This is a genomic window from Neobacillus sp. YIM B06451 (genome assembly GCF_032667185.1).
GTDB lineage: Bacteria > Bacillota > Bacilli > Bacillales > Cytobacillaceae > Bacillus_D.
This window is the reverse complement of the sequence record NZ_JAVFKJ010000017.1, coordinates 53,505-74,577: the sequence shown is the minus strand read 5'-3', so window position 1 is coordinate 74,577 and position 21,073 is coordinate 53,505. Positions and strand designations below refer to the sequence as shown.

Below are 21,073 nucleotides of genomic sequence, written 5' to 3'. Positions count from 1 at the left end.
CGTTAATAAGGGGAATTCTAGAAAGGATATCTATTGGCGGGAGGCTTCGAATATGCTTACGATAATTCCAAGCAGGGATGAGTCGACCATCGCTGTTGAATTCTCCGGCACGGCGACTCGTGAGGATGCCGAAAAGCTGGAGCAGTTTGTAAAAAATACGATTGGCGATAACCGGGAGTTTAATATATTTGCAAAAATGCACGAGGTGGACGGAACGACGCTGATGGGTCTGGCCTACGGGATGAAATTTGATGCGAAGCGGTGGAGCCAGTTCCGCAAATTCGCAGTTGTCACCGACCTGAAGTGGCTTGAAGCGGTAACAGAACTCGGGAAATTCTTGCCTGGCCTTGAAGCGAGACATTTTGCCACTGGTGAGGAAGAGGCGGCATGGGCGTGGATCAAACAATAAGTGTATTAAGGGGTAGGCCGGCAGATGTGCCGGTTTTTTGCCCTTGTACCGATTTTTGAATGGGGATTTTTTTATTTAATTCAAAAATAGTACCTGTTTATTCATGGACTAAGTCTGAATCTCCATGTTTTTTCTAATGCCTGGCAATAGCTGATAATCCTCGAAAAACCATTACATCATTGATATAGTAATAAATAGAATAAGAGACCGTAATTTGTGGAAAGTGGGAATGGCTGTGACATTTAAAAAGAAACAATTTTTTGGGCTAGGTTTGACGCTTTTATTTATGGTACTGCTTTTATTTGTCATATTATCGTTTACCGGAAAAATCAAGACTAATATGCTGGTCATTGTCGAGGACAGGTACGACAAAGTGAATGAAGCGATGAAAATTCGCCAGGCTATGCTCGTAACAGACAGGGAACTGGTAAATGCGATTCAGGAAGGGAACGACCCAAATATCGAAACTCTAATTCCATTGTTGGAGTCGAATCAAAAGATTGTTCAAGAGTCGATTATTAAACTTGATGGGATCCTGAACAAGCCGAAGTCGAGAGCGTTGATTAAGGAAATAGATGTCGACTTCCGGGAGTATTTGGAGATGGAGAGAGAGCTGATTGCCGGGCTTAGGGCGGGTGTGGAACCAGCCGAGCTGCGGAAGATTTATTATGGCTCCGCAGGTGAAAAGGGAGAACTGGTAAAAAAGGTGAACGAGTTTAAAACGTATCAGGAAACGCTTATGAACGAGTCACTTAAAAGTGCCAACAAGGCCTATGACCAGTTGTTTGCCTCACTATTCATCTCGATTTCTACCGCAGCCGTTCTCATCACCGGGGTAACTCTTTGGGTGATCCGCAGCACGAGCAGAAGGCTGGACTCCGTTGCTCAAGGTATCAACATGATTGACCAGGGCAATCTTTCGGAAATTCCGAGGATAAAGGTTGGAGAGCATGATGAAATTGGCCAGATTGCGGCCGCCTTCAACTCGATGGCCGTTTCGCTTGAGACATACTACCAGAAAGAAAAGGAATTTACCGCTGAAATTTCTGAGCAGAACTGGGTACAGACCCAGTCAGCAGAACTCATCAATCTATATCACAAAAGTACTGAAGTTGAAGGCCTTGCCGAGCAACTAATGGCAAACCTGGCTCCCGCAGTCGGGGCAAGCCTTGGGGCATTTTACCTTATGGAGAACCAATCTTTGAAAAAGGTAGGTTCGTATGCTGACGGAGGCGGAACCGCCGGCCGTACCGATATAGCGCTCCGGGAAGGCCTTGCCGGCCAATGCGCTGTGAAAAAAGAAGCTATTTATATTGAAGATATACCGGAAGATTATTCAGTAATTTCCACGGGGCTAGGTGAAATGAAGCCGAAAAGCCTCCTGATTGCCCCGGTGCTCGTCAAGGATGAAACAGTCGCGGTCATCGAACTTGCATCACTGAAGCCATTCACCCCTGCTGAGAGAATGCTTGCCAATAAAGTATTTGAAACGCTTGGCATGGCTGTAATGAATACCCTTAGCAGAATGGAAATTGAACGTCTTCTCCTTGAGTCACAGGCCCAGGCAGAAGAGCTACAGTCCCAATCCGAGGAATTACAGTCTCAATCCGAAGAATTGCAAACCCAGGCGGAAGAATTGCGGATGATCAATGAGCAGCTGGAAGAGCGGACAAAGGATGCGGAAATCAAGTCGGCCGAGCTGCTTAAAGCGAAGGAAGAGCTCGAGGAAAAGGCGAAGGAGCTGGAGCTGAGCTCAAAATACAAATCTGAATTCCTGGCGAACATGTCCCACGAACTGCGGACTCCTCTAAACAGCATTTTGCTGCTGTCGGAAATGCTCGGGGAAGACTCGGATAAGAACTTGACGGATGAGCAGAGGGATTTTGCAAAAGTTATTCATACATCAGGGCAGGATTTGCTTAACCTGATTAATGATATCCTTGATTTATCCAAAGTTGAAGTCGGAAAGCTCGAAGTTGTCTTTGATGGAGTCAACATAGCGGATTTCGGTGGAAGGCTTGAGCATCTTTTCTCCCACCATGCGGTTAGGAAGGGCCTTGGGTTCATGGTCGATATTGAAGACAATTTGCCGGATCTTTTTTACACGGATGAACAGCGCCTCCAGCAAATTGTTAAAAATCTCCTCTCCAATGCCTTTAAGTTTACTGAGTCTGGTGCTGTAATTGCCAGCATAAAGATGGCTGAGCCGGATGCAATCCCAGCCTATCCGGTTTCGGATACATGGCTGAAAATTTCTGTCAGCGATACGGGAATTGGCATCGCGAAGGATAAACAACGGCTTATTTTCGAAGCTTTCCAGCAGGTCGACGGCGCAACAATGCGCAAATATGGCGGGACCGGCCTAGGGCTATCAATTTCAAGCGAGTTTGCCCGCTTGCTTGGTGGAACGGTTACAGTTGAAAGCGAGGAAGGCACGGGAAGCACCTTCACTCTTCTCGTCCCAAGCCTCCCTAAAGGCCTCCCTGCATCTACGGAGACTGCAGGAGAAGAAAACGGATTTGAAGGTGAAGTTGGTGGAGCAAAAGCCTCGATTGTCGGAGGGCTGGCTTCCGGGGCCGTTGATTCGGCAAGTATAGAAGTGGCAGCCGGCACTTCCACCGATATGAGCTCCATCGGGGTTGTTGACGAGATGGAAGTTAGCGGCGCTGCTCCGTTCAATAATCTCCGCGGAAAAACGGTCATTGTTGCCGATGATGACCACCGCAATATTTACACGCTTGAAAAGGCGCTAGCCAGGGAAGGCATGAATGTCATGTCGGTTGAGAATGGAGCGGAATGCCTGGAACTCCTCAACAGGACCGATAACGTCGACATTGTCCTGATGGATATTATGATGCCCGTCATGGACGGCTATGAAACGATGAAGCAAATAAGGGAAATGGACCGCTATGGGGACATTCCAATTATTGCCCTGACTGCTAAAGCGATGAAGGGCGACAAAGAAAAATGCCTGGAAGCGGGCGCCTCGGATTATATCAGCAAGCCGCTTAAGATGGACCAGCTATTTTCAGCAATGAGGGTCTGGCTCGCCAGATAGAGGAGGATTTTTTTTGCAAAAGGAAGAAATCGAACTTGAATTATTGCTGCTGGCAGTCTACAGGCTCTCGGGCTTTGACTTCCGGCAGTATATGAATTCATCCATTATGCGCCGTGTCCAGAACCGGCTAAGGCTCGAACAGCTTCCCGGCATCACCCGCCTGACGGAAAGGGTGATTGAGGAAGAAACTGTTCTTAGAAAGCTACTGGACGATTTCTCGATCAATGTTACGGAAATGTTCCGTGACCCGAGCTTTTTTGCTTCGTTCCGCCGAAATGTCGTCCCCCATCTGAAGGGGCTCCCGGAAATCCGCATTTGGCACGCTGGCTGTTCGACAGGCGAAGAGGCGTATTCGATGGCGATTTTGCTCGAGGAGGAAGGGCTCGGCGACAAGGTTAAAATCTATGCGACCGATATGAGTGAAAAAGTCCTGCGAGCCGCGGAAAAGGGAATCATTCCCCTGTCAAAAATGCAGGACTATACGAAAAATTACCTGCAAGCGGGTGGAATACGTTCATTTTCCGAATACTACACGGCTGACAGCCACTTTGCGACACTCGACCCGTCACTTCGGGAAAAAATTATTTTCGCCCAGCATAATTTAGTGACAGACGGCTCGTTTAACGAATTTCACGTGGTGATCTGCAGGAATGTCCTCATTTATTTCAACCAGGACCTTCAGAACCACGTACTCCGGCTTATTAACGCGAGCCTCTGCCAGGGAGGGTTCCTCGGGCTTGGCAGCAAGGAGGCCATCCGGAGGGAAGCGCATCCGCATTTCGTGGAGTTTGATCCTTCCGAAAAGATTTACAGAAAAATGAATAGATAAAGAAGATGCACCGCTTTCTTTGGAGAGCGGTGTTTTTTTCGGGGAAAGAGCTATTGAGTGGCTTATAAATGGATTGTGAATGCTGATAAATGAGTCCCGAATACTGATGAATGAGCCGCGGCGAATGCTGATAAATGGATGCAAATGCTGAAAAAAGCCACTCGAATGCTGATAAACGCGACTCAAATGCTGATAAACGTCACTCGAATGCTGATAAACCCGATAGGTGAAAAGTTTCCTCCAAAACAAATAAATCGGACCCCTGACAAACAATTGAGACTGAGCGCACAAAAGAAAAAGCCCGGATTTGGTTTCCGAGCTTCTCTAAGTTGCACTGTCATGTAGCCTTAATCAAAACTACACACATATCATCATTGGCAGACGATTGCTGCTCCTTTGAAAGAAGGAGGTCGATTGGTTCAGACTCCAACCAATCAAACGATGCGGCTTTTTGTAAATACTCCATCCCGGCAAGGCCGTTTTTCTCTGCCGTTTCCGGAACGCCGTCCGTAAAAAGTAGCAGCTGGGCAGAGTCTTCGTATGTAAGGATTTTTTTCTCAACTGCGATTGTGTCAAAAAAACCAACCGCGCAAGTTGTTGAGCCGAGGGCTTCAAGTTGCTGCCCATCGATAAGAGCATAGCCGGAAGGATGCCCGGCATTCACGTATTCAATCGTTTTTTTGCCGGCATCAATAACCGAATAGACAGCAGTGAAATAATAGGGGATTTGCTGGTTCCGGCTGTTCAGCGAGTTCATCCATCGGTTCAGCTCCCGGATGACATGCTCAGGATCGGGATTCACGCGGATTAAATCCCGGAGTACCGAGGATATGAACATGCACACAAGCGATGCGGAAATCCCGTGGCCCATCATGTCCAAGAGAATGACCGCATAGCGGCTGTCATCAATCTTATGCCAGTAATACATATCGCCTGCCAGTGTATTCGCTGGCAGGTAAGAGGCTTTTATTTTCAAATTTGAATCATTTACCGGCTCGCTCAACAGGCTCGTCTGCACTTGCATCGAAAGCTCAAGCTCATTCCGGATTTTCTCGTCATGTTTCTTATGCCAATCCTTTTCATATTTAAGCCTCAGGACAACACGGATGCGCGCAAGCAGTTCGGTCTTGTTGATCGGCTTCATTACATAATCCATACCGCCGACATCAAGTGCTTCTGCGACCTTGTTCGAATCCTCGAGTGCGGTAACGAAAATGACAGGAATATCCTTCGTATGAGGCGTCTCTTGCAGTTTCCGGCATGCCACGATCCCATCAATTTCCGGCATCATAATATCCATCAAAATAACATCCGCGGGCCGTTCAACCGGATGTGGACTATCAATCTGCAAATAATCGAACAGTTCGCGCGCCGACGAAAAGGACAGATAGTTCTCATATCCCGCCCGCTTTAAAATCTTTTCTATCAAAAATAAATTCACATGGTTATCATCAACAATCAAAATCGCCATAATCCTACCCCTTCACCTGCTACGACCACTAAATGAATCACTTTAAAACCATATCCCATTTTCAATACCCCAATTGGCCAAACAATAACCCCGCCTTATGCATTTACCATAATTTTTCGCCATCGTGTTGACCATCAATTCGTAGCGTCATTCGTGGTGCCGGGAGTACAAGCGGAACAAGCAAATCCTGAAGCGATGCCTCGCACCTATTTTACTATTATGGTACTAATTTCTTTTTGACGGCAAGGGAAAAGGTGTGTATAGTAGTTTTGTGAGTTTGCTTTAGTGCTTAAAAGCGTTTGTGTAAAAAAGCACTTTCTTTTCAGTAAAAAACAACAAATTAATAGGATGCCTGCAGAATTAGTAGGATTGCCGTTAGCAGCAGAAAGAGACCGGATGGGGGTGGGAATCCGGCGGTGGCAATTTCGAAATATGCTGCCTAGGACGGGCATATTTTATAAAGAGAGCAGGCTAACCTGCCAAGTAGGGTGGTACCGCGGAGCCTTTTCGTCTCTAACGGCGAAAGGGTTTTTTGTGTCTAAAAGGGCCACGGGAAGCCTAAGAGCAATACGAGCAACCAACGAATTCATTGGAGGAGTTTATATGCTGCAGAATCAGAAAGAGCTTGCTATCAAGCCGCTAGAGGCCGCTATCATTACGCTGCTATTAATGGGGCTTGTCGGATACCTGATTATCTGGATGGAAGTCGTACCGCAAATCGCAATTATTTCTGGAATCGCCCTCTTGCTCGGGTATGGGGCGGTAAAACGGGTAAGTTTCAGGGAGCTTGAAGCCGCGATGGCGGAAGGGGCCAAATCGGGCATTGCAGCTGCGATGATATTCTTTTTTATCGGGATGCTTATAAGCAGCTGGATGGCGAGTGGGACGATTCCAACGTTTATTTACCTCGCCATCGATCTCGTTTCGGGGAAATTTTACTATGCGATTGTTTTCGCGGTTACATCAATCATCGGCTTAAGCATTGGCAGTTCGCTGACGACCGCCGCAACACTCGGGGTCGCCTTTGTCGGGGCAAGCACCGCGCTTGGCATCTCTCCCGTCATCACAGCGGGGGCAGTCGTCTCGGGAGCGTTCTTCGGGGATAAAATGTCGCCTTTATCCGATACAACCAACCTGGCATCAAGTGTTGCAGGCGCAGATTTATTTGAACACATCAAGAATATGGCCTGGACAACCATCCCGGCTTTCATTCTTTCATTCATTGTATATATGATTATTTCACCGAAAGAGACCCATCAAAGTATTAAACAGATGGGCATCATAAAAGCTGAATTACTGGAACTCAACCTAGTCCATTGGTACTCGCTTGTGCCCTTCTTCATACTGGCTGTACTTGCTATGAAAAAAGTAACCGCAATTGCCACCCTATCAGCTGGCACCCTTTCCGCATTGATTATTTCGTTCATTATCAATGGGGGAGTGAACGGAAAAGAATTCCTTGCGCTCCTCTACTCCGGCTACACGTCCGGAAGTGCGATTAAGGAAGTGGATTCCATGCTGTCGCGGGGCGGAATTGAAAGCATGATGTTCAGCATCTCCGTCATTCTGCTCGCGTTAAGCATGGGAGGGCTATTGTTCAAGCTCGGCATCATCCCTGCTTTGCTATCGGTCGTCCAGCGATTTCTTGCCCGTGTATCGATGCTGATTAGCGCAACCGCTGGTATGGCCATCACAATCAATTTCATGATTGGCGAACAGTATTTGTCAATCCTTTTACCGGGGAACTCGTTTAAAGAGCATTTTCAAAAAGCAGGCCTTCAGCCAAAGCATCTTTCGCGTGTACTTGAGGATGCCGGGACGGTCGTCAACCCGCTTGTTCCTTGGAGCGTGTGCGGGGTATTCATCGCATCGGTTCTTGGCGTACCGGTGACGGATTATGCGGTGTTTGCCTTCTTCTGCCTGTTCTCGCCGCTCCTGACCATTTTTTATGGGTTAACTGGCCTTACCCTCCCAAAGCAGGCCAAGCTTTAACGGGAAAGTAAAGAAAATCCTTCCCATATATAAAACAGCCTGAACCGGTTAAGCATCCGGTTCAGGCTGTTTTTTAAACTATGTTAATTTGCCTCTTTTAACAGCTTCTCCATCAGTTCCTCATCCATCGGCCCAATGTATTTCTTTGAAATCCTGCCATCTGTGCCAATGATATAGCTTGTCGGAATCGTTATCGCCTCATAGAGCGTCCCAATTTTATTTTTCTCATCAAGGGGAATCGGGAATGTGAGGCCGTAATCCTTTACAAACGTATCAATGGCTTCCGGGCCCTTGTCGAGCGCGGTCAGGTTGACAGCCAGGATGGTCATCCCTTTATCCTTGTTCTTCTCATAGAAATTTTGCATATGGGGCATTTCCGCTTTGCACGGCGGGCACCATGTTGCCCAGAAGTTCAGGATCACTTTTTGCCCCTGGTAATCGGAAAGCTTTACCTTCTCACCTGAAAGCAGGGTGAGTTCAAAATCCGGCGCCATGTTTCCCGGGGCTGTCCCAACAACCTTCGAACTCGCCACAGAATCTTCTGCTGGAGGTGCTGTTTTTTCTCCGGATGAAAGAGATGGTTTCCAAATGTTAACCGCAATAATGGCGATAGCCAGAATGAGGATGATTCCCGTGAATGTTTTCTTATTCATGCTTCCAACCCCCCTTTGTTAAGTATGCCATTAAACCGATCAAAAGTCCTCCGGCAAGTACAGCCAGATTGCCAGGGCTGAAGATGGAATGAAAGACACTTACGCCAAGTACCTCCGCCAAATACAGTATAATAAATGCTTCAATACCAAGTTTCCTTTTTTGATAAACAACAACTAGTGTAACCCCGAGCAAAAGAAAATACACGGAGGAGGCAAGCCATCCCTTGGCTAGTGACGACTGAATTAAAAAGTATGACAAGGAGAATAAAAGGAATAACGGAAGAACCTCGCTAGCGAAAGGAAACTTTTCTTTTTTATATAAGGAAAAAAGGTATACAAATACGGCCAATAAGGCGAGTAACATTCCTTTGGCGCCTCCGTGAAAATAAAGGAGAGATACCGGGGATTTACTAAATATATCCCAATAAAAAAGGACATAGGCCATCTTTACAGCAAGGAAAAAAATAAAGAATGCATTCCAGTACCAATCGCCAGCCTTTGTTTTTGTAAAAACCTTCAAAAGGAGTGGTGCCAGGAAAACTGCCGCCAAGACCGCGGCCAAACCGGCCGGGACGGTCACCTTTCCTATTGTAAGTAAATTCATGAACTGGCCTCCGAAACTTGTCGTTTTATTCATTGTACCCGGCGGGGGTATAGTCGAGCAAATAAGAAATCTGGGAGGGATGGGGTTGCTGAAGGAAATGAGTAAAAAAGATTACGAGGAAAAAAGAAACTGAGGGATTGAGTTGGGGAAAGCATCCGGTCAGGGAGCTACAAAAAGCAAAGGACCCATCCCAATATGACCAGGTGTTTACGTCTGGCTCCTGGCAGGAGTCGCTTACACTTTGTACCGTTTTTTAATAAATTATGGCCCCCGGGGAACCGGTGGCCATTTTAAAGTAAGAATTTTTATTTCGATCACAGGAAAAAGCTAGCCGAATAAATGTAGAAATCCCCAGCCAATGATAAAAAAGGAGCCGGCAGCACCAGCGAATAGGGCAATGGCTTTTCGATCATCCTTTTTTTGCAACCGCTGATAATCATTATAGCTAATTTCACCCTTCGCAAACCTCAATCCATTTTCCGAAGGTTCTACCTCAAAGTCGTTTCCTTCCTTATCCTGCAGGACAACTTTTTCTATAAAACCATCCGGATGTACAAATTGATTCCCGAAATTTACTCGTTCTCCACCAGAGCAAACAACAGCAACAGGGGTATAGATCGAATTTCTCCTGATTTCCTCACTTAGCTTATAGGATTGCATCTCAAAAGCATGATTGGAAACACACATCGCCGCCACCTCATTACAGGATATTTGGATAGGAACAATAGTGTGAGAGTCCTTGCCAATAGCTTATCATATTCATAATGAATGGGCCCCGAAATTTAACTGAGCCACAAATCCCCCCTTTTAGATATAATGAGGAAAAAGAAGGTAAATGTTTAGAAAAAATCCTTAGAGGGAGAATTTCATGGAGAAAAAGATAAAGATAGCCGTAAATGGCGGAATCGGATTTGGCGCAAAACTGACCGCCAGGCAGCTACTAGCCTTGGCGAAATACCTCGGGGAAAACGAGGAACTGGAACTGACCACCTTCCAGCAGCTTTATATCGAAATCCCCGAGGAAAGGAAAGACGAAGTTATAAAGGAATTTCAAGAAGCGGGCCTAAGCTGTTATCCGGTGGGGAACTATGTGAAAAGCCTGAGGACGTGCAATTTTTGCAAGGGGGAAATAGAAGAAGGCATGCCTGTTGCAATTGATCTCAACAAGCGGATTGCCGGGGTACCTGTTCCGTTCACCTTGAAGCCTGCCTATACAGGCTGCCCGGTTGGCTGTGGGGAGCCGCTGGTCAATGATATAGGTATCATGAAGGTAAATGACCATTACAACCTTTACATTGGCGGCAAATCAAAAGGGGCGGATGCGGAAGCGGGAACGTTGTTTAAGGAACGCCTGAATCCGGATGAACTTTACGCTACCGTTGAAAATCTTCTCCAAATCTATGGCTCACTCGGAAAAAAACGGGAGCCTTTCCACAAGTTCCTGAAACGGATGGGAATCGAAGAGGTTTCCCGCCTTGTTCAGGAAAAAACATCTTGATTACCTGAAGTGAGAAACCCGGCTGGGATAGCCGGGTTTTTAAATGGACTCTTCCGCAGGGGAAAACCCACTCTCCGTTACCCATTTGTGGTTGGCCAATTTTTCCCCGCCTGTTGTAGGAGTACTGTCACATAACGTTCATTCTTGCCACATGGTTTTCGGGTTATTTTTTATATGATAGGAACATATATAAAATTTTTATAGGGAAAAGATAATTTAATAATTGTAAACTTTTTTACCGAAAAATTGTCAAACATATCCCTTGTATACGGTATGGGGGTATGGTACTATTTGAATCAGGAGGCGATGGAATGAATCATTTAAATCCTGAAGAGCTTATCCGTCACACAGAGAACAGCCTGAAGGAACCCGTTTTGTTGAATGTGGGCACCACTGAAGCTGTCCCCGGCTGTGACGAGCATTGCGCCGCCGAAGGCTCCGTCCGTAAGAGCCACCATTCGGAGAAAACAAAAAACAATTTGGTGACAAGGCTAAACCGGATCGAAGGGCAAATCCGGGGTATAAAAGGCCTGATTGAAAAAGATACGTATTGCGACGATGTCATTACGCAGATTTCGGCAACACAGGCTGCCCTTAATTCTGTCGCGAAACTCCTTTTGGAAGGCCATATGAAAAGCTGTGTCGTTGAACGGATCCAGGAAGGCGACCACGAAGTAGTTGATGAGCTTCTTGTAACCATTCAAAGGCTCATGAAAAAATAAACTCATTTTGAGAGGAGCATATCTCATGGAAAAAACACTTTTAAATGTAGAAGGCATGTCTTGCGGCCATTGCGTAAAAGCGGTTGAAGGAAGCGTAGGCGCTCTTGCTGGCGTTGAGCGTGTGTTGGTCGATTTAAAGGAAAAGACGGTTGCAGTCGAGTATAAGGGTGATGCCGTTTCACTCGATAAAATTAAGGAAACAATTGAAGACCAAGGCTACGATGTCGTTTAAGGAATTAAGCGGAGATTCCCTTTAGGGAAGATTTCCATAGCTTTGAAGGCGCGTGCTCGTTCAGGCACGTTCCTTTTTTCAGTAAAATATACCCCTTATGGGTATGAGGAGTTGAGAATATGAGCCAAGCAACCGCAACAGCGCAAAAAGAAACGACGATGCTAATCACCGGAATGACATGCGCGGCATGCGCGGTCCGAATTGAAAAAGGGCTGAACAGGCTTGAAGGCGTCCAGGAAGCCAGCGTGAACCTGGCGCTTGAGCGGGCGGCGGTCAAGTTCGACCCGGCTGTCACGAACGTCGAAGTATTGGAAAAAAAAGTCCGTGACCTCGGCTATGATGTTGTCGCCGAGAAGAAGGAATTCGATATAAGCGGGATGACGTGCGCGGCATGTTCCACCCGGATTGAAAAAGGGCTGAACCGGATGGAAGGCATAACAAAGGCATCCGTTAACCTGGCGCTTGAAAAGGCGACCGTCGAGTACAATCCTTCTGTCCTTTCCGATCGCGATATTATTAAAAAGGTGGAAGCCCTTGGGTACGGGGCAATTTTAAAAGATGAGAATAACGGCAAAGAAGCCGCAGATCACCGCCAGCAGGAAATCAAAAGGCAAACGAACAGATTCATTTTCTCACTCATTCTTTCATTGCCGCTCCTTTGGTCGATGGTCGGGCACTTTTCGTTTACATCGTTCATCTACGTTCCCGACATGTTCATGAACCCTTGGGTACAGCTGATCTTGGCAACGCCGGTTCAGTTTTACATCGGAGGCCCGTTTTACGTTGGCGCCTATAAAGCTTTAAAAAATGGCAGTGCCAACATGGATGTGCTTGTGGCACTCGGAACGTCGGCAGCCTATTTTTACAGCCTTTATCAGTCTATCGCGTCACTCGGAAATAGCGCGCACATGCCTGAGCTTTATTTTGAGACGAGTGCCGTTCTGATTACACTTATTATACTCGGGAAGCTGTTTGAGGCAAAAGCGAAAGGGCGCTCCTCGGAAGCGATCAAGAAATTGATGGGCCTCCAGGCGAAGACAGCCATCGTCGAGCGGAACGGGGCAGAAGTGGAAGTGTCGCTTGAGGATGTCCTCGTAGGCGACATTATCCACGTCAAACCGGGCGACAAAATTCCGGTTGATGGCAAAATTGTCGAGGGCCTCTCGGCGATTGATGAATCGATGCTGACAGGTGAAAGCGTCCCTGTCGATAAAACGGTGGGCGACCCTGTCATAGGCGCGACCATTAATAAAAACGGTTTTATTAAAATTGAAGCTACAAAGGTTGGCAAGGATACTGCCCTTGCGCAAATCATCAAGGTCGTCGAAGAAGCCCAGGGATCAAAGGCACCAATCCAGCGGCTTGCCGACAAAATATCGGGAATCTTTGTACCGATTGTCGTCGGGATTGCCATTGTAACCTTCCTCGTCTGGTATTTCTGGGCCAGTCCAGGGGATTTTGCCGGTGCGCTTGAAAAAATGATCGCTGTCCTCGTCATTGCCTGCCCGTGTGCTCTTGGACTTGCGACCCCGACATCAATCATGGCCGGGTCGGGACGCTCCGCTGAGTACGGCATCCTATTCAAAGGCGGCGAGCATCTCGAATTGACCCATCGAATTACAACAGTTGTTTTGGATAAAACCGGAACGGTCACGAATGGCGAGCCTGTTTTGACCGATATCATCCTTTCAGGGGCGGTTGAGGAGGCGGAGATGCTCACTCTTGTCGGATCCGCGGAAAAGCAGTCCGAGCACCCGCTTGCCCAGGCGATTGTCCAAGGAATCCAGGAAAAAGGGGTTGCACTAAAGCCGGTGGAATCGTTTGAAGCGATACCTGGTTATGGTATCAAGGCAGTTGTGTCCGGCCGCGAACTGCTTGCGGGCACTCGCAAGCTGATGGCAAAGTTCAACGTTAGTGCGTTGTCCGCTTTTTCCAAAATGGAAGAGCTTGAACGGGAAGGGAAAACTGCGATGCTGATTGCTGTTGACGGGGAGTACGCGGGCATTGTTGCCGTTGCCGATACGATCAAGGAGACCTCGAAAGCGGCGGTGAAACGCCTGAAGGATATGGGGCTTGAGGTCATTATGATTACTGGCGACAACAGGCAGACGGCTCTGGCGATTGCTTCGGAAGCGGGCATTGGTACAGTTATCGCGGAGGTGCTTCCTGAAGGCAAGGCGGAGGAAGTGAAAAAGCTTCAAGCTGCCGGTAAAAAAGTCGCGATGGTCGGGGATGGCATTAATGATGCGCCCGCGCTTGCCGTGGCTGACATTGGCATGGCGATTGGTACAGGAACCGATGTGGCGATGGAAGCGGCGGACATTACGCTCATTCGTGGCGACTTGAACAGCATTGCCGACGCGATTTTCATGAGCAAGCTGACAATTCGCAACATCAAGCAGAACCTGTTCTGGGCGTTCGGGTACAATACGCTCGGAATTCCGGTTGCGGCGCTTGGATTCCTCGCGCCATGGCTTGCTGGAGCAGCAATGGCATTCAGTTCCGTATCCGTGGTTCTGAACGCTTTAAGGCTTCAGAAGGTAAAGCTATAGGATTGAGTAAATGCTACTATGAAAGAAAAGCTGATTCAGCGAGGCTGGATCAGCTTTTTTTGTCATTCAGGAATGCTGGGAACATGAACTTGAAGTTACTTTTTCGAAAATTAGTGATTATGTTCATTCCGTTTATCCATTTGGTAATTGTCTTTTATTTTGTGCGCTGAAAACTTGGCCCATTGGCTGCCGCCAACGAGTAAACCACAGATTAGGAGAAACACGGTTAAAGGCTTTAATAACCATCTTTTTGAAGGGAGTGAAGATTCGTTTCTGGCAGGGAGCACTCCAAATAAAAGTAGGGAACTGAATACCAACACAAGGAGGATGTTCACAAGTTTTATAGATTGAAAAGAAGTAACCATTTCCCCGAGCATCGCCCCCATCATTCCACCCATCAAACCTGCGCCAAACCCTTCAACCGAAGCCGACGTACCTAGCGGAAAAGCGCTTGCCACTCCCGCTGATGTCCCGAAAAGCATTGCGTATAACGTGGCGATATACAAATCCCCCTGAAACACGGTGCCTATGGCTGTTCCTGCCGCCAACCCCGATAGCATCCCGAACAGCATCGCTATCGCCATCCCTTCAGAATGGCCGAGCCGGGATTTGAGCTTCCTGGAAAGGAAGGCGGCAGCGACAGCCGCAATACAAAGCGAAGACAAGACAAAAGGAAGCATATAGGACACGGCTTTCATCACCTCGGTACATACATATGAAAGCCGAACGCAAGACATGCTTCGTTTTTGGCAAGCCAAAGGCTTTTCATATAAGGCTTTTCCTTCCTCCATTTACAACTTAATTATGGTATAAAAAGTCTATTTTTTACAAAATGGTGGCGAAGGGCTGTTTCGAAGCCTATCTACACATTTTATTCACAGAAAAAGCAAACAATCTGCACAGTTTCTCCTTACAGTGTACCTATAAAGAGCATCAGAGGTAAATTTGCGGAGGTGAAGCAAGTGAAAAAATGGTTATCTTTATTGGCTGGAGTGGTGCTAATACTTTCCTTCGGGATAAACGCTTCGGCGGATGCCGGGCATAACCAAAATGATCAAGGTGTTCTGGATGCGGCGCAAAAATTCCGTAACGGCGGAAAGGAATCGCCCCATTCAGGGCATGGAACAGAAAACAAGAAAGCAACGGCTCATAGCCACGATGGCAGCGGAGAGGGAGGAAGCCATAGCCACGGGCCGGTAACCGAAACCCCTCCTAATTTGAAAGTCCTTGGAATCTTTGGCGGAATTAATCTCTCATTAATACTAATTGGCATCTGGAATAAATTGTCCAGAAGGAAAGGTGATGAACATGGCAATCCCGGAAAAAAAACTACGCGCACCTAGCACGAACGGAAATATGGAAAAACAGCCGTTCAATTTACTTTCCGTACCAGCGATAAAAAAATTTATGCAAAGCCGCTGGTACCCTGGAATTTTTCAATGGATTGTCATAGTGGTATTCTCTTATATCGTTTTTAAACTTGTGGCTGGAACGGCGAATCCTTCAAAGAATTTTGGGACTACAATGACCTGGGTCCTTTGGTGGCCGATCATCCCAATCCTATTTATCGCCCTGGGCCGCTTCTGGTGCGCAATCTGCCCGTTCGGAAAATTAAGCGATATCGTCAGGAAGCTGGTTGGAAGCGAAAGGCCGATGCCGAAATTCTTAAGGAAATACGGAATCTGGCTAATCGACCTGTTCTTCATCTTGATCACATACAGCGACCATGTTTGGGGGATTGTTGAGTCCCCGCGTGGTTCAGGATACCTGTTGCTCATCCTTGTCACAATGGTGGTTGCGACTTCGGTCTTTTATGAAAGAAGGACCTTCTGTAAAACGCTCTGTTTCCTTGGCGGCCTGGCTGGAAACTATTCACGGGCAGGTTCGCTTGAACTGAGGGGCACGCCGGATATTTGCAAATCGTGTAAATCGCAGTCCTGCTTCAAGGGAAGCGAGAAGGCGGAGGGCTGCCCGATGTTCCAATATGTCAGGACGATGGATTCAAGCGCGGATTGCAATGTTTGCGGAAATTGCATCAAGAACTGCCCGAACGATTCAATCCGGCTGTCTTTTAGAAAACCGACAAAGGAATTGTGGTTTATAAAAAATCCGAAGCTGGAGCATGCGGCACTGGCAGCGGTCATTATGGGCATTGTTTTTGTTCAAAATATCACAATGCTCGAAATTTGGGGCGAAATCCTCGAGAAAATTGGAAGCATTACCGGTACTAGCAGCTATATCATTAATTTTACAATCGCCTATGTCATTTCAATGGCGCTGCCAATCGTGCTTCTTCTTGGCACCGCGAAGCTGGCTAGCAAGATGGGCATGGCCGATACTGTAAAACGGAACTTCATCCGTTTCGGTTATGCGATTATTCCGCTGGACCTTGCTGGGCATTTGGGGCATAACCTTTTCCACGTCATCACGGAAGGAAAGGCAATTTGGTATAACTCACTCACCGTATTGGGAGTAGAAAATTATCCCGGCAGCCTTGCCCTGTTGCCTACATCGTCGGTTCAGCTGCTCCAATACGCGATTATTGCGGTAGGATTCGCCGGGTCAATATTCACCGTTTATAAAATGGGTAACAAATCAGCATTTAAAAGCATGCTGCCAATCTATGGGCTGATGCTATTGCTGGCGGTCATCAACATTTACTTGTTCTCGCTCCCGATGAGCCATCGGGTATAAAAATGAAAAGGGGTTTGGGAAAATGAAAAAATTAGGAGTCCTTGCAAGATTGCTATCGATAGGTCTGGTCATCAGCGGATGCAGTTCAGCTTCATCAAAAGAAGAGGGCAGCGCCAAGAAAGTGAACAAAGGCTTTAAGGCGGAGCATCTGCACGGCATTGCCTATGCTGCCGACCAAACTATTTATATCGCCACCCACGAAGGAATGCTGTCAACAGAAGGCGGAGAAAATTGGACCTTTAAAGGAAACTACGATTTTGATTTTATGGGCTTCAATGTAATGAGCGATGGGACGATGATTTCAAGCGGGCACCCGGGAAAGGCGTCCAATCTCCCAAATCCACTTGGATTTATGGTAAGTAAAAATAATGGCGAGAAATGGGAGCCGATTTCATTGCTGGGCAAGGTTGATTTCCACATCCTGTCCTCCAATTTCAGCAAGCCTGATGTCGTCTACGGGGTGAACCAGATGGACAGCGGCAACTATAAAGCGGGGATCTATAAGAGCACAAACGGTGGCGAGGATTGGGAGCTCCTGAATTCGTCCGGACTGCCGCAGGACTTGCATACCATTTATTCAATTGTTTCGATGCCTGATAACGAAAATGTACTGCTGGCTGGTACCGATACCGGAATCCTGAAGTCAGAGGACGGAGGCATTACGTGGGGGCTGTATGACCAATCCCGACTGATTACTGCGTTTGGCGTATTGCCGGATACAATGGAATTGATCAGTTATTCGATTACAAACCAGGGAGCGGGGATTATGACAAGCTCCGATATGGGCCAAACCTGGTCGAACAAAGGATTCGACCTTGGCCAGGATGCAGTTGCATATTTCGGCATCAACCCGAAAGATTCAAAGAAAATCGCGATTTCCACCTTTGAAAACAGTGTGTTTTATACCGAAGATGGAGGCGGCGATTGGAAGCCGATCATGGATAAAGGGGTTGTCCAGTAAGAGGCCCAGGGAAGCGGGAACCATGGAAAGATGAAAAGCTCATAAAGTAACCAGCTTTCGAAATTCAAAAGCGAAAAAAATTGGGGTGGTCTTCAATGACTGGGGTATTGTTCGGATCAATTCTGATTGTGGGATTGGGAATCATGTTTGTAATACGGCTCGCCAGCAGTGAAGCAAAAGAGGCCCAGTGCTGCGGTGAAAGTAGCTGCAGCTGTAAAGGCAAGCATTCGAAGAGATCCTTTCGTGGCTGCTGCGGAGGCTAATGATAAATGTTTAAAAGCCAGGGTTGCTTTAGATGTAAAGCCCTGGCTTTATTTTATATGCGTATTTACAGAAGGTTGATGGAGTTCTCCGTTTAGCCTTTAGTTGCCCGGGTAACAGTATAACGTGATAAAAAAGGAGGTGAATCGGATGCAAATGCTAATGTATCAGGAATGCATTGATGCCTGTTTTGATTGTATGGTGGCCTGTAATTCCTGCTATGATGCGTGCCTGAAGGAAGACGATGTAAAGATGATGGCAGACTGCATTCGGACCGACCGGGAATGCGCCGATATATGTGCTCTTGCAATTAAGGCAATGCAATCCAACTCGCCATTTGCAAAACAAATCTGCGCCCTTTGCGCGGAAATTTGCGAAGCATGTGGAGAGGAATGCCAGAAGCACAGCCATCACGACCATTGCAGGAGATGTGCGGAAGCTTGTTTCCGTTGTGCCGAGGTATGCAGGAGGATGGCAGCTTAATAATTTCGTTAATGAAGGCATTCACCCTTAAATGTTATTGGGAATGCCTTTTTCTTATAGAGTCAGCTGGATTGAATTAATTTCAGGTTCGAAATCTTAATGTGCTGCCACAAACAGGGGGTTTTTCGGGAATGTAAAAATGCCGCCCCTGAATTGGAGCGGCATTGCGACTTAATGATGCGATGTAATTGGCAATAGTCTTATTTTGCCGGAACAGGGGTAGGTGTTCCTTCACCGTACGATTTATAATGGTCGACAATCGTTTTGTTGATATCCCTCAGGCTTTTTCCGTCTTGTTTCAGCATTACCGCCTCCCGGGCGATATTGACACAAACGTCTCAGGAAATGCCGTGCGGGTCCCATTCTGTGACTGCCATATTGCCATCCATGCCGGCGATGAAACAGTCAAGATTGCTTTCATGTCCTGAATCTGCTCCACAGCCACAATAGCAAGGCACTGATTCCAAAACTTCTGGATACTGAGCGGCCAGGATGTACGTTTCCTGGACCTTTTTAGAAGATTTCATAACATAATCAGGCAGTGCTGGATGCTTTGGATCAAGTGCGAGGTTTTTAGTATCCAAGGAACTGCAGGCTGAAATGACGCCAATGGCTAGTATCGCCAAGATTAGCAGCAAATAACGTGATAATTTCATGGCTCTCCCTTTCGTGTTGGTTATTTTTTTGGGAATCAACAGGATAAGAATAATGTTTATCCTGGTGTGGCAAAGATGAATGAACCTCTATTTCAGAATGAAGGAAAATTGTGCAGAAAGTATCGAGAAAAGGTTAAGGATTTTCGAACAATGGCCAAGTTTTGTGGGACCTATCTGCTGGCTATAAAATAAAAGCCTCTCTCAGAAGAAAGGCTTTAACATTCTATAGATAAATTGGTAAATCTACCGGCTTGGCAGGCCAGGATTAATCCGCGGGAACCGGCGTCGGTGTTGCTTCTCCATAGGATGAATACTTGCCAACGATTGATTCATGAATTTTCTTCAGGCTTTTTCCGTCTTGCTTCATTTGTACCGCCTCCCGGGCGATATTGACACAAATGTCTCAAGCGGTGCCGTGGTTATCCCACTCTGTTACGGCATTATTATTGCCTATACCTTTGACAAAGCAGTCAAGGTTGCTCTTATGCCCTGCGCCTGTGCCACAGCTGCAATAGCAAGGGACAGAGGCGAGCACTTCTGGATACTCGGCGGCCATCACATACGTTTCCTGTACCATTTCAGGGGTAGCCAGGACATAATCAGGCAGCGGCGCATGCTTCGAATCAAGCTTCAGTTCATCGGACTTTGCCGAATCAGATCTGCAGGCCGAAGCCACGCCAATGGCAAGAATTGCACACATCAGCAGCAAATACTTAAAATACCTCATAGCCTTCTCCCTCTCAGTATTGTATAAACCTATTTTAACAAGGAATCCATGATGGAAACCTACCCCTTTTCAAACGTTTTGTGACACCGAATCCCAGTCCAAGGCGCCGCCTTGAAACAAAAACACCGCACTAGGTTACCAAGCACCACACTAACCTGCCGCACCGATTAACTGTTCTGTTTTTTTCGGCAAAAGGTTGGGTATTATAACAATATTTAAAGCTTTCGGAGGGGGTTTCATCATGGATTTGACGCCGCAGCAGCGAGTGGAGCTGCATGGTTTTAATAATCTGACGAAGAGTTTGAGTTTTAATATGTACGATATTTGTTATACGCAGACGAAGGAAGAACGGGAAGCGTATCTTGAGTATATTGATGAGCAGTATAACGCGGACCGTCTGACAAAAATCCTCAAGCATGTCGCGGATATTATCGGTGCGCACGTGCTGAATGTGGCGAAACAGGATTACGTGCCACAAGGGGCGAGCGTGACGATGCTTGTCTCGGAGGGGCCGGTTGTCGAGGTGCCGACCGAGGTTTTTGAGGAATCGCCTGGGCCGCTGCCATCTGCCGTTACGCTCGCTCTCGACAAAAGCCATATCACGGTCCATACGTATCCCGAATACCATCCGGATGAGGGGATCAGCACATTCCGGGCCGATATTGACGTATCGACGTGTGGGGAGATTTCGCCGCTGAAGGCCCTCAACTACTTGATTCATTCGTTCGAGACGGATGTGATGACGATGGATTATCGTGTCCGCGGATTTACGCGCGACAAAGAAGGCTACAAGCTGTTCATCGATCATGACATTTCTTCTATCCAGAACTACATCCCTGACGAGATAATCGACCGTTATCAAATGATTGACGTGAACGTATACCAGGAGCATATTTTCCACACAAAATGTAAGCTGCGCGATTTCGACCTGAACAATTACCTTTTCGGCTACACGAAGGATAAACTCACCGAAGAACAGCGCCGGGAAATCACCGAAAGCATCCAATGGGAAATGGACGAAATCTTTTACGGGAAAAATATTTACCAGGGCAGCTTTGTTAAAAATGCAGAAAAGGCCTTCCGCGACAATCTCGAAAACGAAGTGCAAAAGAAACAGACCGGTAAGGAGCCTGAATAAGGCTGCCTGACCGGTCTTTTTTTTTGAAAATTGTAACCTTTAACCCGATTGCCCGAAATAGTATGAACGGCCGGCACCATGGCTAAGATGGTATGTAGAATAAGGAAGTACGGGCGTGTGTGCCGAGGTGGGA

At 47.0% G+C, this 21,073-nt stretch carries 20 protein-coding genes and 1 pseudogene; 13 read left to right on the top strand and 8 right to left on the bottom strand.

The window, feature by feature from the left end; genetic code table 11:
- The first annotated feature begins 52 nt into the window (after positions 1 to 52).
- From RB160_RS20905 to RB160_RS20895, 3 genes are all read left to right on the top strand, one after another.
- Positions 53 to 409 carry a SpoIIAA family protein gene (locus RB160_RS20905; protein ID WP_316572385.1) on the top strand — a complete coding sequence of 119 codons (357 nt, stop codon included), beginning with the start codon at positions 53 to 55 and terminating at the stop codon, positions 407 to 409.
- Positions 410 to 638: 229 nt separating this feature from the next.
- Positions 639 to 3,467 (top strand): response regulator, encoded by a 2,829-nt coding sequence (locus RB160_RS20900; RefSeq protein WP_316572384.1) that lies wholly within the window; start codon positions 639 to 641, stop codon positions 3,465 to 3,467.
- A gap of 13 nt (positions 3,468 to 3,480) precedes the next feature.
- Positions 3,481 to 4,296, top strand: coding sequence for a CheR family methyltransferase (locus RB160_RS20895; RefSeq protein ID WP_316572382.1), 816 nt, complete (start codon positions 3,481 to 3,483; stop codon positions 4,294 to 4,296).
- Positions 4,297 to 4,633: 337 nt separating this feature from the next.
- Here RB160_RS20895 and RB160_RS20890 read toward each other — a convergent pair whose 3' ends face one another.
- Positions 4,634 to 5,767: a PP2C family protein-serine/threonine phosphatase gene (locus tag RB160_RS20890; protein WP_316572381.1), complete on the bottom strand. Its 1,134-nt coding sequence runs from the start codon at positions 5,765 to 5,767 to the stop codon at positions 4,634 to 4,636.
- A gap of 603 nt (positions 5,768 to 6,370) precedes the next feature.
- Here RB160_RS20890 and RB160_RS20885 point away from each other — a divergent pair.
- Positions 6,371 to 7,759, top strand: a complete 1,389-nt coding sequence (locus RB160_RS20885; RefSeq protein ID WP_316572380.1) for a Na+/H+ antiporter NhaC family protein — start codon at positions 6,371 to 6,373, stop codon at positions 7,757 to 7,759.
- 83 nt (positions 7,760 to 7,842) lie between these two features.
- Here the strand turns inward: RB160_RS20885 and RB160_RS20880 are convergent, their stop codons facing one another.
- The 3 genes from RB160_RS20880 to RB160_RS20870 form a co-directional block, all read right to left on the bottom strand.
- Positions 7,843 to 8,412, bottom strand: coding sequence for a peroxiredoxin family protein (locus RB160_RS20880; protein ID WP_316572379.1), 570 nt, complete (start codon positions 8,410 to 8,412; stop codon positions 7,843 to 7,845).
- Entirely contained in the window at positions 8,405 to 9,016 is a 612-nt protein-coding gene (locus RB160_RS20875) for a hypothetical protein (RefSeq protein WP_316572378.1), read from the bottom strand. Before RB160_RS20875 ends, RB160_RS20880 begins: the two co-directional genes overlap by 8 nt.
- Before the next feature lie 327 nt (positions 9,017 to 9,343).
- Entirely contained in the window at positions 9,344 to 9,703 is a 360-nt protein-coding gene (locus RB160_RS20870) for a hypothetical protein (protein ID WP_316572377.1), read from the bottom strand.
- Positions 9,704 to 9,884: 181 nt separating this feature from the next.
- Here RB160_RS20870 and RB160_RS20865 point away from each other — a divergent pair, with 181 nt between their 5' ends.
- Complete coding sequence (locus RB160_RS20865) at positions 9,885 to 10,514, top strand: nitrite reductase (protein ID WP_316572376.1); 630 nt, start codon at positions 9,885 to 9,887, stop codon at positions 10,512 to 10,514.
- A 39-nt stretch (positions 10,515 to 10,553) separates the two neighbouring features.
- Here RB160_RS20865 and RB160_RS24065 read toward each other — a convergent pair.
- Positions 10,554 to 10,637 (bottom strand): annotated as a pseudogene (locus RB160_RS24065) (DUF1541 domain-containing protein); the annotation flags it as partial.
- Positions 10,638 to 10,825: 188 nt separating this feature from the next.
- Between RB160_RS24065 and RB160_RS20860 the strand changes: the two are divergent.
- The 3 genes from RB160_RS20860 (at position 10,826) to RB160_RS20850 (ending at position 14,020) form a co-directional block, all read left to right on the top strand.
- Entirely contained in the window at positions 10,826 to 11,236 is a 411-nt protein-coding gene (locus RB160_RS20860) for a metal-sensitive transcriptional regulator (RefSeq protein WP_316572375.1), read from the top strand.
- A gap of 25 nt (positions 11,237 to 11,261) precedes the next feature.
- Positions 11,262 to 11,468, top strand: coding sequence for a copper chaperone CopZ (copZ, locus tag RB160_RS20855; RefSeq protein ID WP_316572374.1), 207 nt, complete (start codon positions 11,262 to 11,264; stop codon positions 11,466 to 11,468).
- Positions 11,469 to 11,587: 119 nt separating this feature from the next.
- Positions 11,588 to 14,020 carry a heavy metal translocating P-type ATPase gene (locus tag RB160_RS20850; RefSeq protein ID WP_316572373.1) on the top strand — a complete coding sequence of 811 codons (2,433 nt, stop codon included), beginning with the start codon at positions 11,588 to 11,590 and terminating at the stop codon, positions 14,018 to 14,020.
- A gap of 110 nt (positions 14,021 to 14,130) precedes the next feature.
- Here RB160_RS20850 and RB160_RS20845 read toward each other — a convergent pair whose 3' ends face one another.
- Positions 14,131 to 14,709: a hypothetical protein gene (locus RB160_RS20845; RefSeq protein WP_316572372.1), complete on the bottom strand. Its 579-nt coding sequence runs from the start codon at positions 14,707 to 14,709 to the stop codon at positions 14,131 to 14,133.
- A 273-nt stretch (positions 14,710 to 14,982) separates the two neighbouring features.
- Here RB160_RS20845 and RB160_RS20840 point away from each other — a divergent pair, with 273 nt between their 5' ends.
- The 4 genes from RB160_RS20840 (at position 14,983) to RB160_RS20825 (ending at position 18,419) form a co-directional block, all read left to right on the top strand.
- Positions 14,983 to 15,363 (top strand): hypothetical protein, encoded by a 381-nt coding sequence (locus RB160_RS20840; RefSeq protein ID WP_316572371.1) that lies wholly within the window; start codon positions 14,983 to 14,985, stop codon positions 15,361 to 15,363.
- Positions 15,323 to 16,714 carry a 4Fe-4S binding protein gene (locus RB160_RS20835; RefSeq protein ID WP_316572370.1) on the top strand — a complete coding sequence of 464 codons (1,392 nt, stop codon included), beginning with the start codon at positions 15,323 to 15,325 and terminating at the stop codon, positions 16,712 to 16,714. Before RB160_RS20840 ends, RB160_RS20835 begins: the two co-directional genes overlap by 41 nt.
- 22 nt (positions 16,715 to 16,736) lie before the next feature.
- Positions 16,737 to 17,675, top strand: coding sequence for a F510_1955 family glycosylhydrolase (locus RB160_RS20830; RefSeq protein ID WP_316572369.1), 939 nt, complete (start codon positions 16,737 to 16,739; stop codon positions 17,673 to 17,675).
- A 411-nt stretch (positions 17,676 to 18,086) separates the two neighbouring features.
- Positions 18,087 to 18,419 carry a four-helix bundle copper-binding protein gene (locus RB160_RS20825; RefSeq protein WP_316572368.1) on the top strand — a complete coding sequence of 111 codons (333 nt, stop codon included), beginning with the start codon at positions 18,087 to 18,089 and terminating at the stop codon, positions 18,417 to 18,419.
- A gap of 200 nt (positions 18,420 to 18,619) precedes the next feature.
- Here RB160_RS20825 and RB160_RS20820 read toward each other — a convergent pair whose 3' ends face one another.
- On the bottom strand, positions 18,620 to 19,075 hold the full coding sequence (locus RB160_RS20820) for a PCYCGC motif-containing (lipo)protein (RefSeq protein WP_316572367.1): 456 nt from the start codon (positions 19,073 to 19,075) through the stop codon (positions 18,620 to 18,622).
- 265 nt (positions 19,076 to 19,340) lie between these two features.
- Entirely contained in the window at positions 19,341 to 19,802 is a 462-nt protein-coding gene (locus tag RB160_RS20815) for a PCYCGC motif-containing (lipo)protein (RefSeq protein ID WP_396954755.1), read from the bottom strand.
- Positions 19,803 to 20,043: 241 nt separating this feature from the next.
- Between RB160_RS20815 and speD the strand changes: the two genes are divergently transcribed.
- Positions 20,044 to 20,940 carry an adenosylmethionine decarboxylase gene (gene speD, locus RB160_RS20810; RefSeq protein ID WP_316572366.1) on the top strand — a complete coding sequence of 299 codons (897 nt, stop codon included), beginning with the start codon at positions 20,044 to 20,046 and terminating at the stop codon, positions 20,938 to 20,940.
- The last annotated feature ends 133 nt before the right edge of the window (positions 20,941 to 21,073 follow it).

Bases quoted from the DNA above. Each gene is read 5' to 3' on its own strand.
- RB160_RS20850 (WP_316572373.1), top strand. From the start codon at position 11,588: ATGAGCCAAGCAACCGCAACAGCGCAAAAAGAAACGACGATGCTAATC.
- RB160_RS20885 (WP_316572380.1), top strand. From the start codon at position 6,371: ATGCTGCAGAATCAGAAAGAGCTTGCTATCAAGCCGCTAGAGGCCGCT.
- RB160_RS20890 (WP_316572381.1), bottom strand. From the start codon at position 5,767: ATGGCGATTTTGATTGTTGATGATAACCATGTGAATTTATTTTTGATA.
- RB160_RS20825 (WP_316572368.1), top strand. From the start codon at position 18,087: ATGCAAATGCTAATGTATCAGGAATGCATTGATGCCTGTTTTGATTGT.
- RB160_RS20860 (WP_316572375.1), top strand. From the start codon at position 10,826: ATGAATCATTTAAATCCTGAAGAGCTTATCCGTCACACAGAGAACAGC.
- RB160_RS20870 (WP_316572377.1), bottom strand. From the start codon at position 9,703: ATGTGTGTTTCCAATCATGCTTTTGAGATGCAATCCTATAAGCTAAGT.
- RB160_RS20905 (WP_316572385.1), top strand. From the start codon at position 53: ATGCTTACGATAATTCCAAGCAGGGATGAGTCGACCATCGCTGTTGAA.
- speD (WP_316572366.1), top strand. From the start codon at position 20,044: ATGGATTTGACGCCGCAGCAGCGAGTGGAGCTGCATGGTTTTAATAAT.
- RB160_RS20865 (WP_316572376.1), top strand. From the start codon at position 9,885: ATGGAGAAAAAGATAAAGATAGCCGTAAATGGCGGAATCGGATTTGGC.
- RB160_RS20875 (WP_316572378.1), bottom strand. From the start codon at position 9,016: ATGAATTTACTTACAATAGGAAAGGTGACCGTCCCGGCCGGTTTGGCC.
- RB160_RS20830 (WP_316572369.1), top strand. From the start codon at position 16,737: ATGAAAAAATTAGGAGTCCTTGCAAGATTGCTATCGATAGGTCTGGTC.
- RB160_RS20900 (WP_316572384.1), top strand. From the start codon at position 639: ATGGCTGTGACATTTAAAAAGAAACAATTTTTTGGGCTAGGTTTGACG.
- copZ (WP_316572374.1), top strand. From the start codon at position 11,262: ATGGAAAAAACACTTTTAAATGTAGAAGGCATGTCTTGCGGCCATTGC.
- RB160_RS20835 (WP_316572370.1), top strand. From the start codon at position 15,323: ATGAACATGGCAATCCCGGAAAAAAAACTACGCGCACCTAGCACGAAC.
- RB160_RS20880 (WP_316572379.1), bottom strand. From the start codon at position 8,412: ATGAATAAGAAAACATTCACGGGAATCATCCTCATTCTGGCTATCGCC.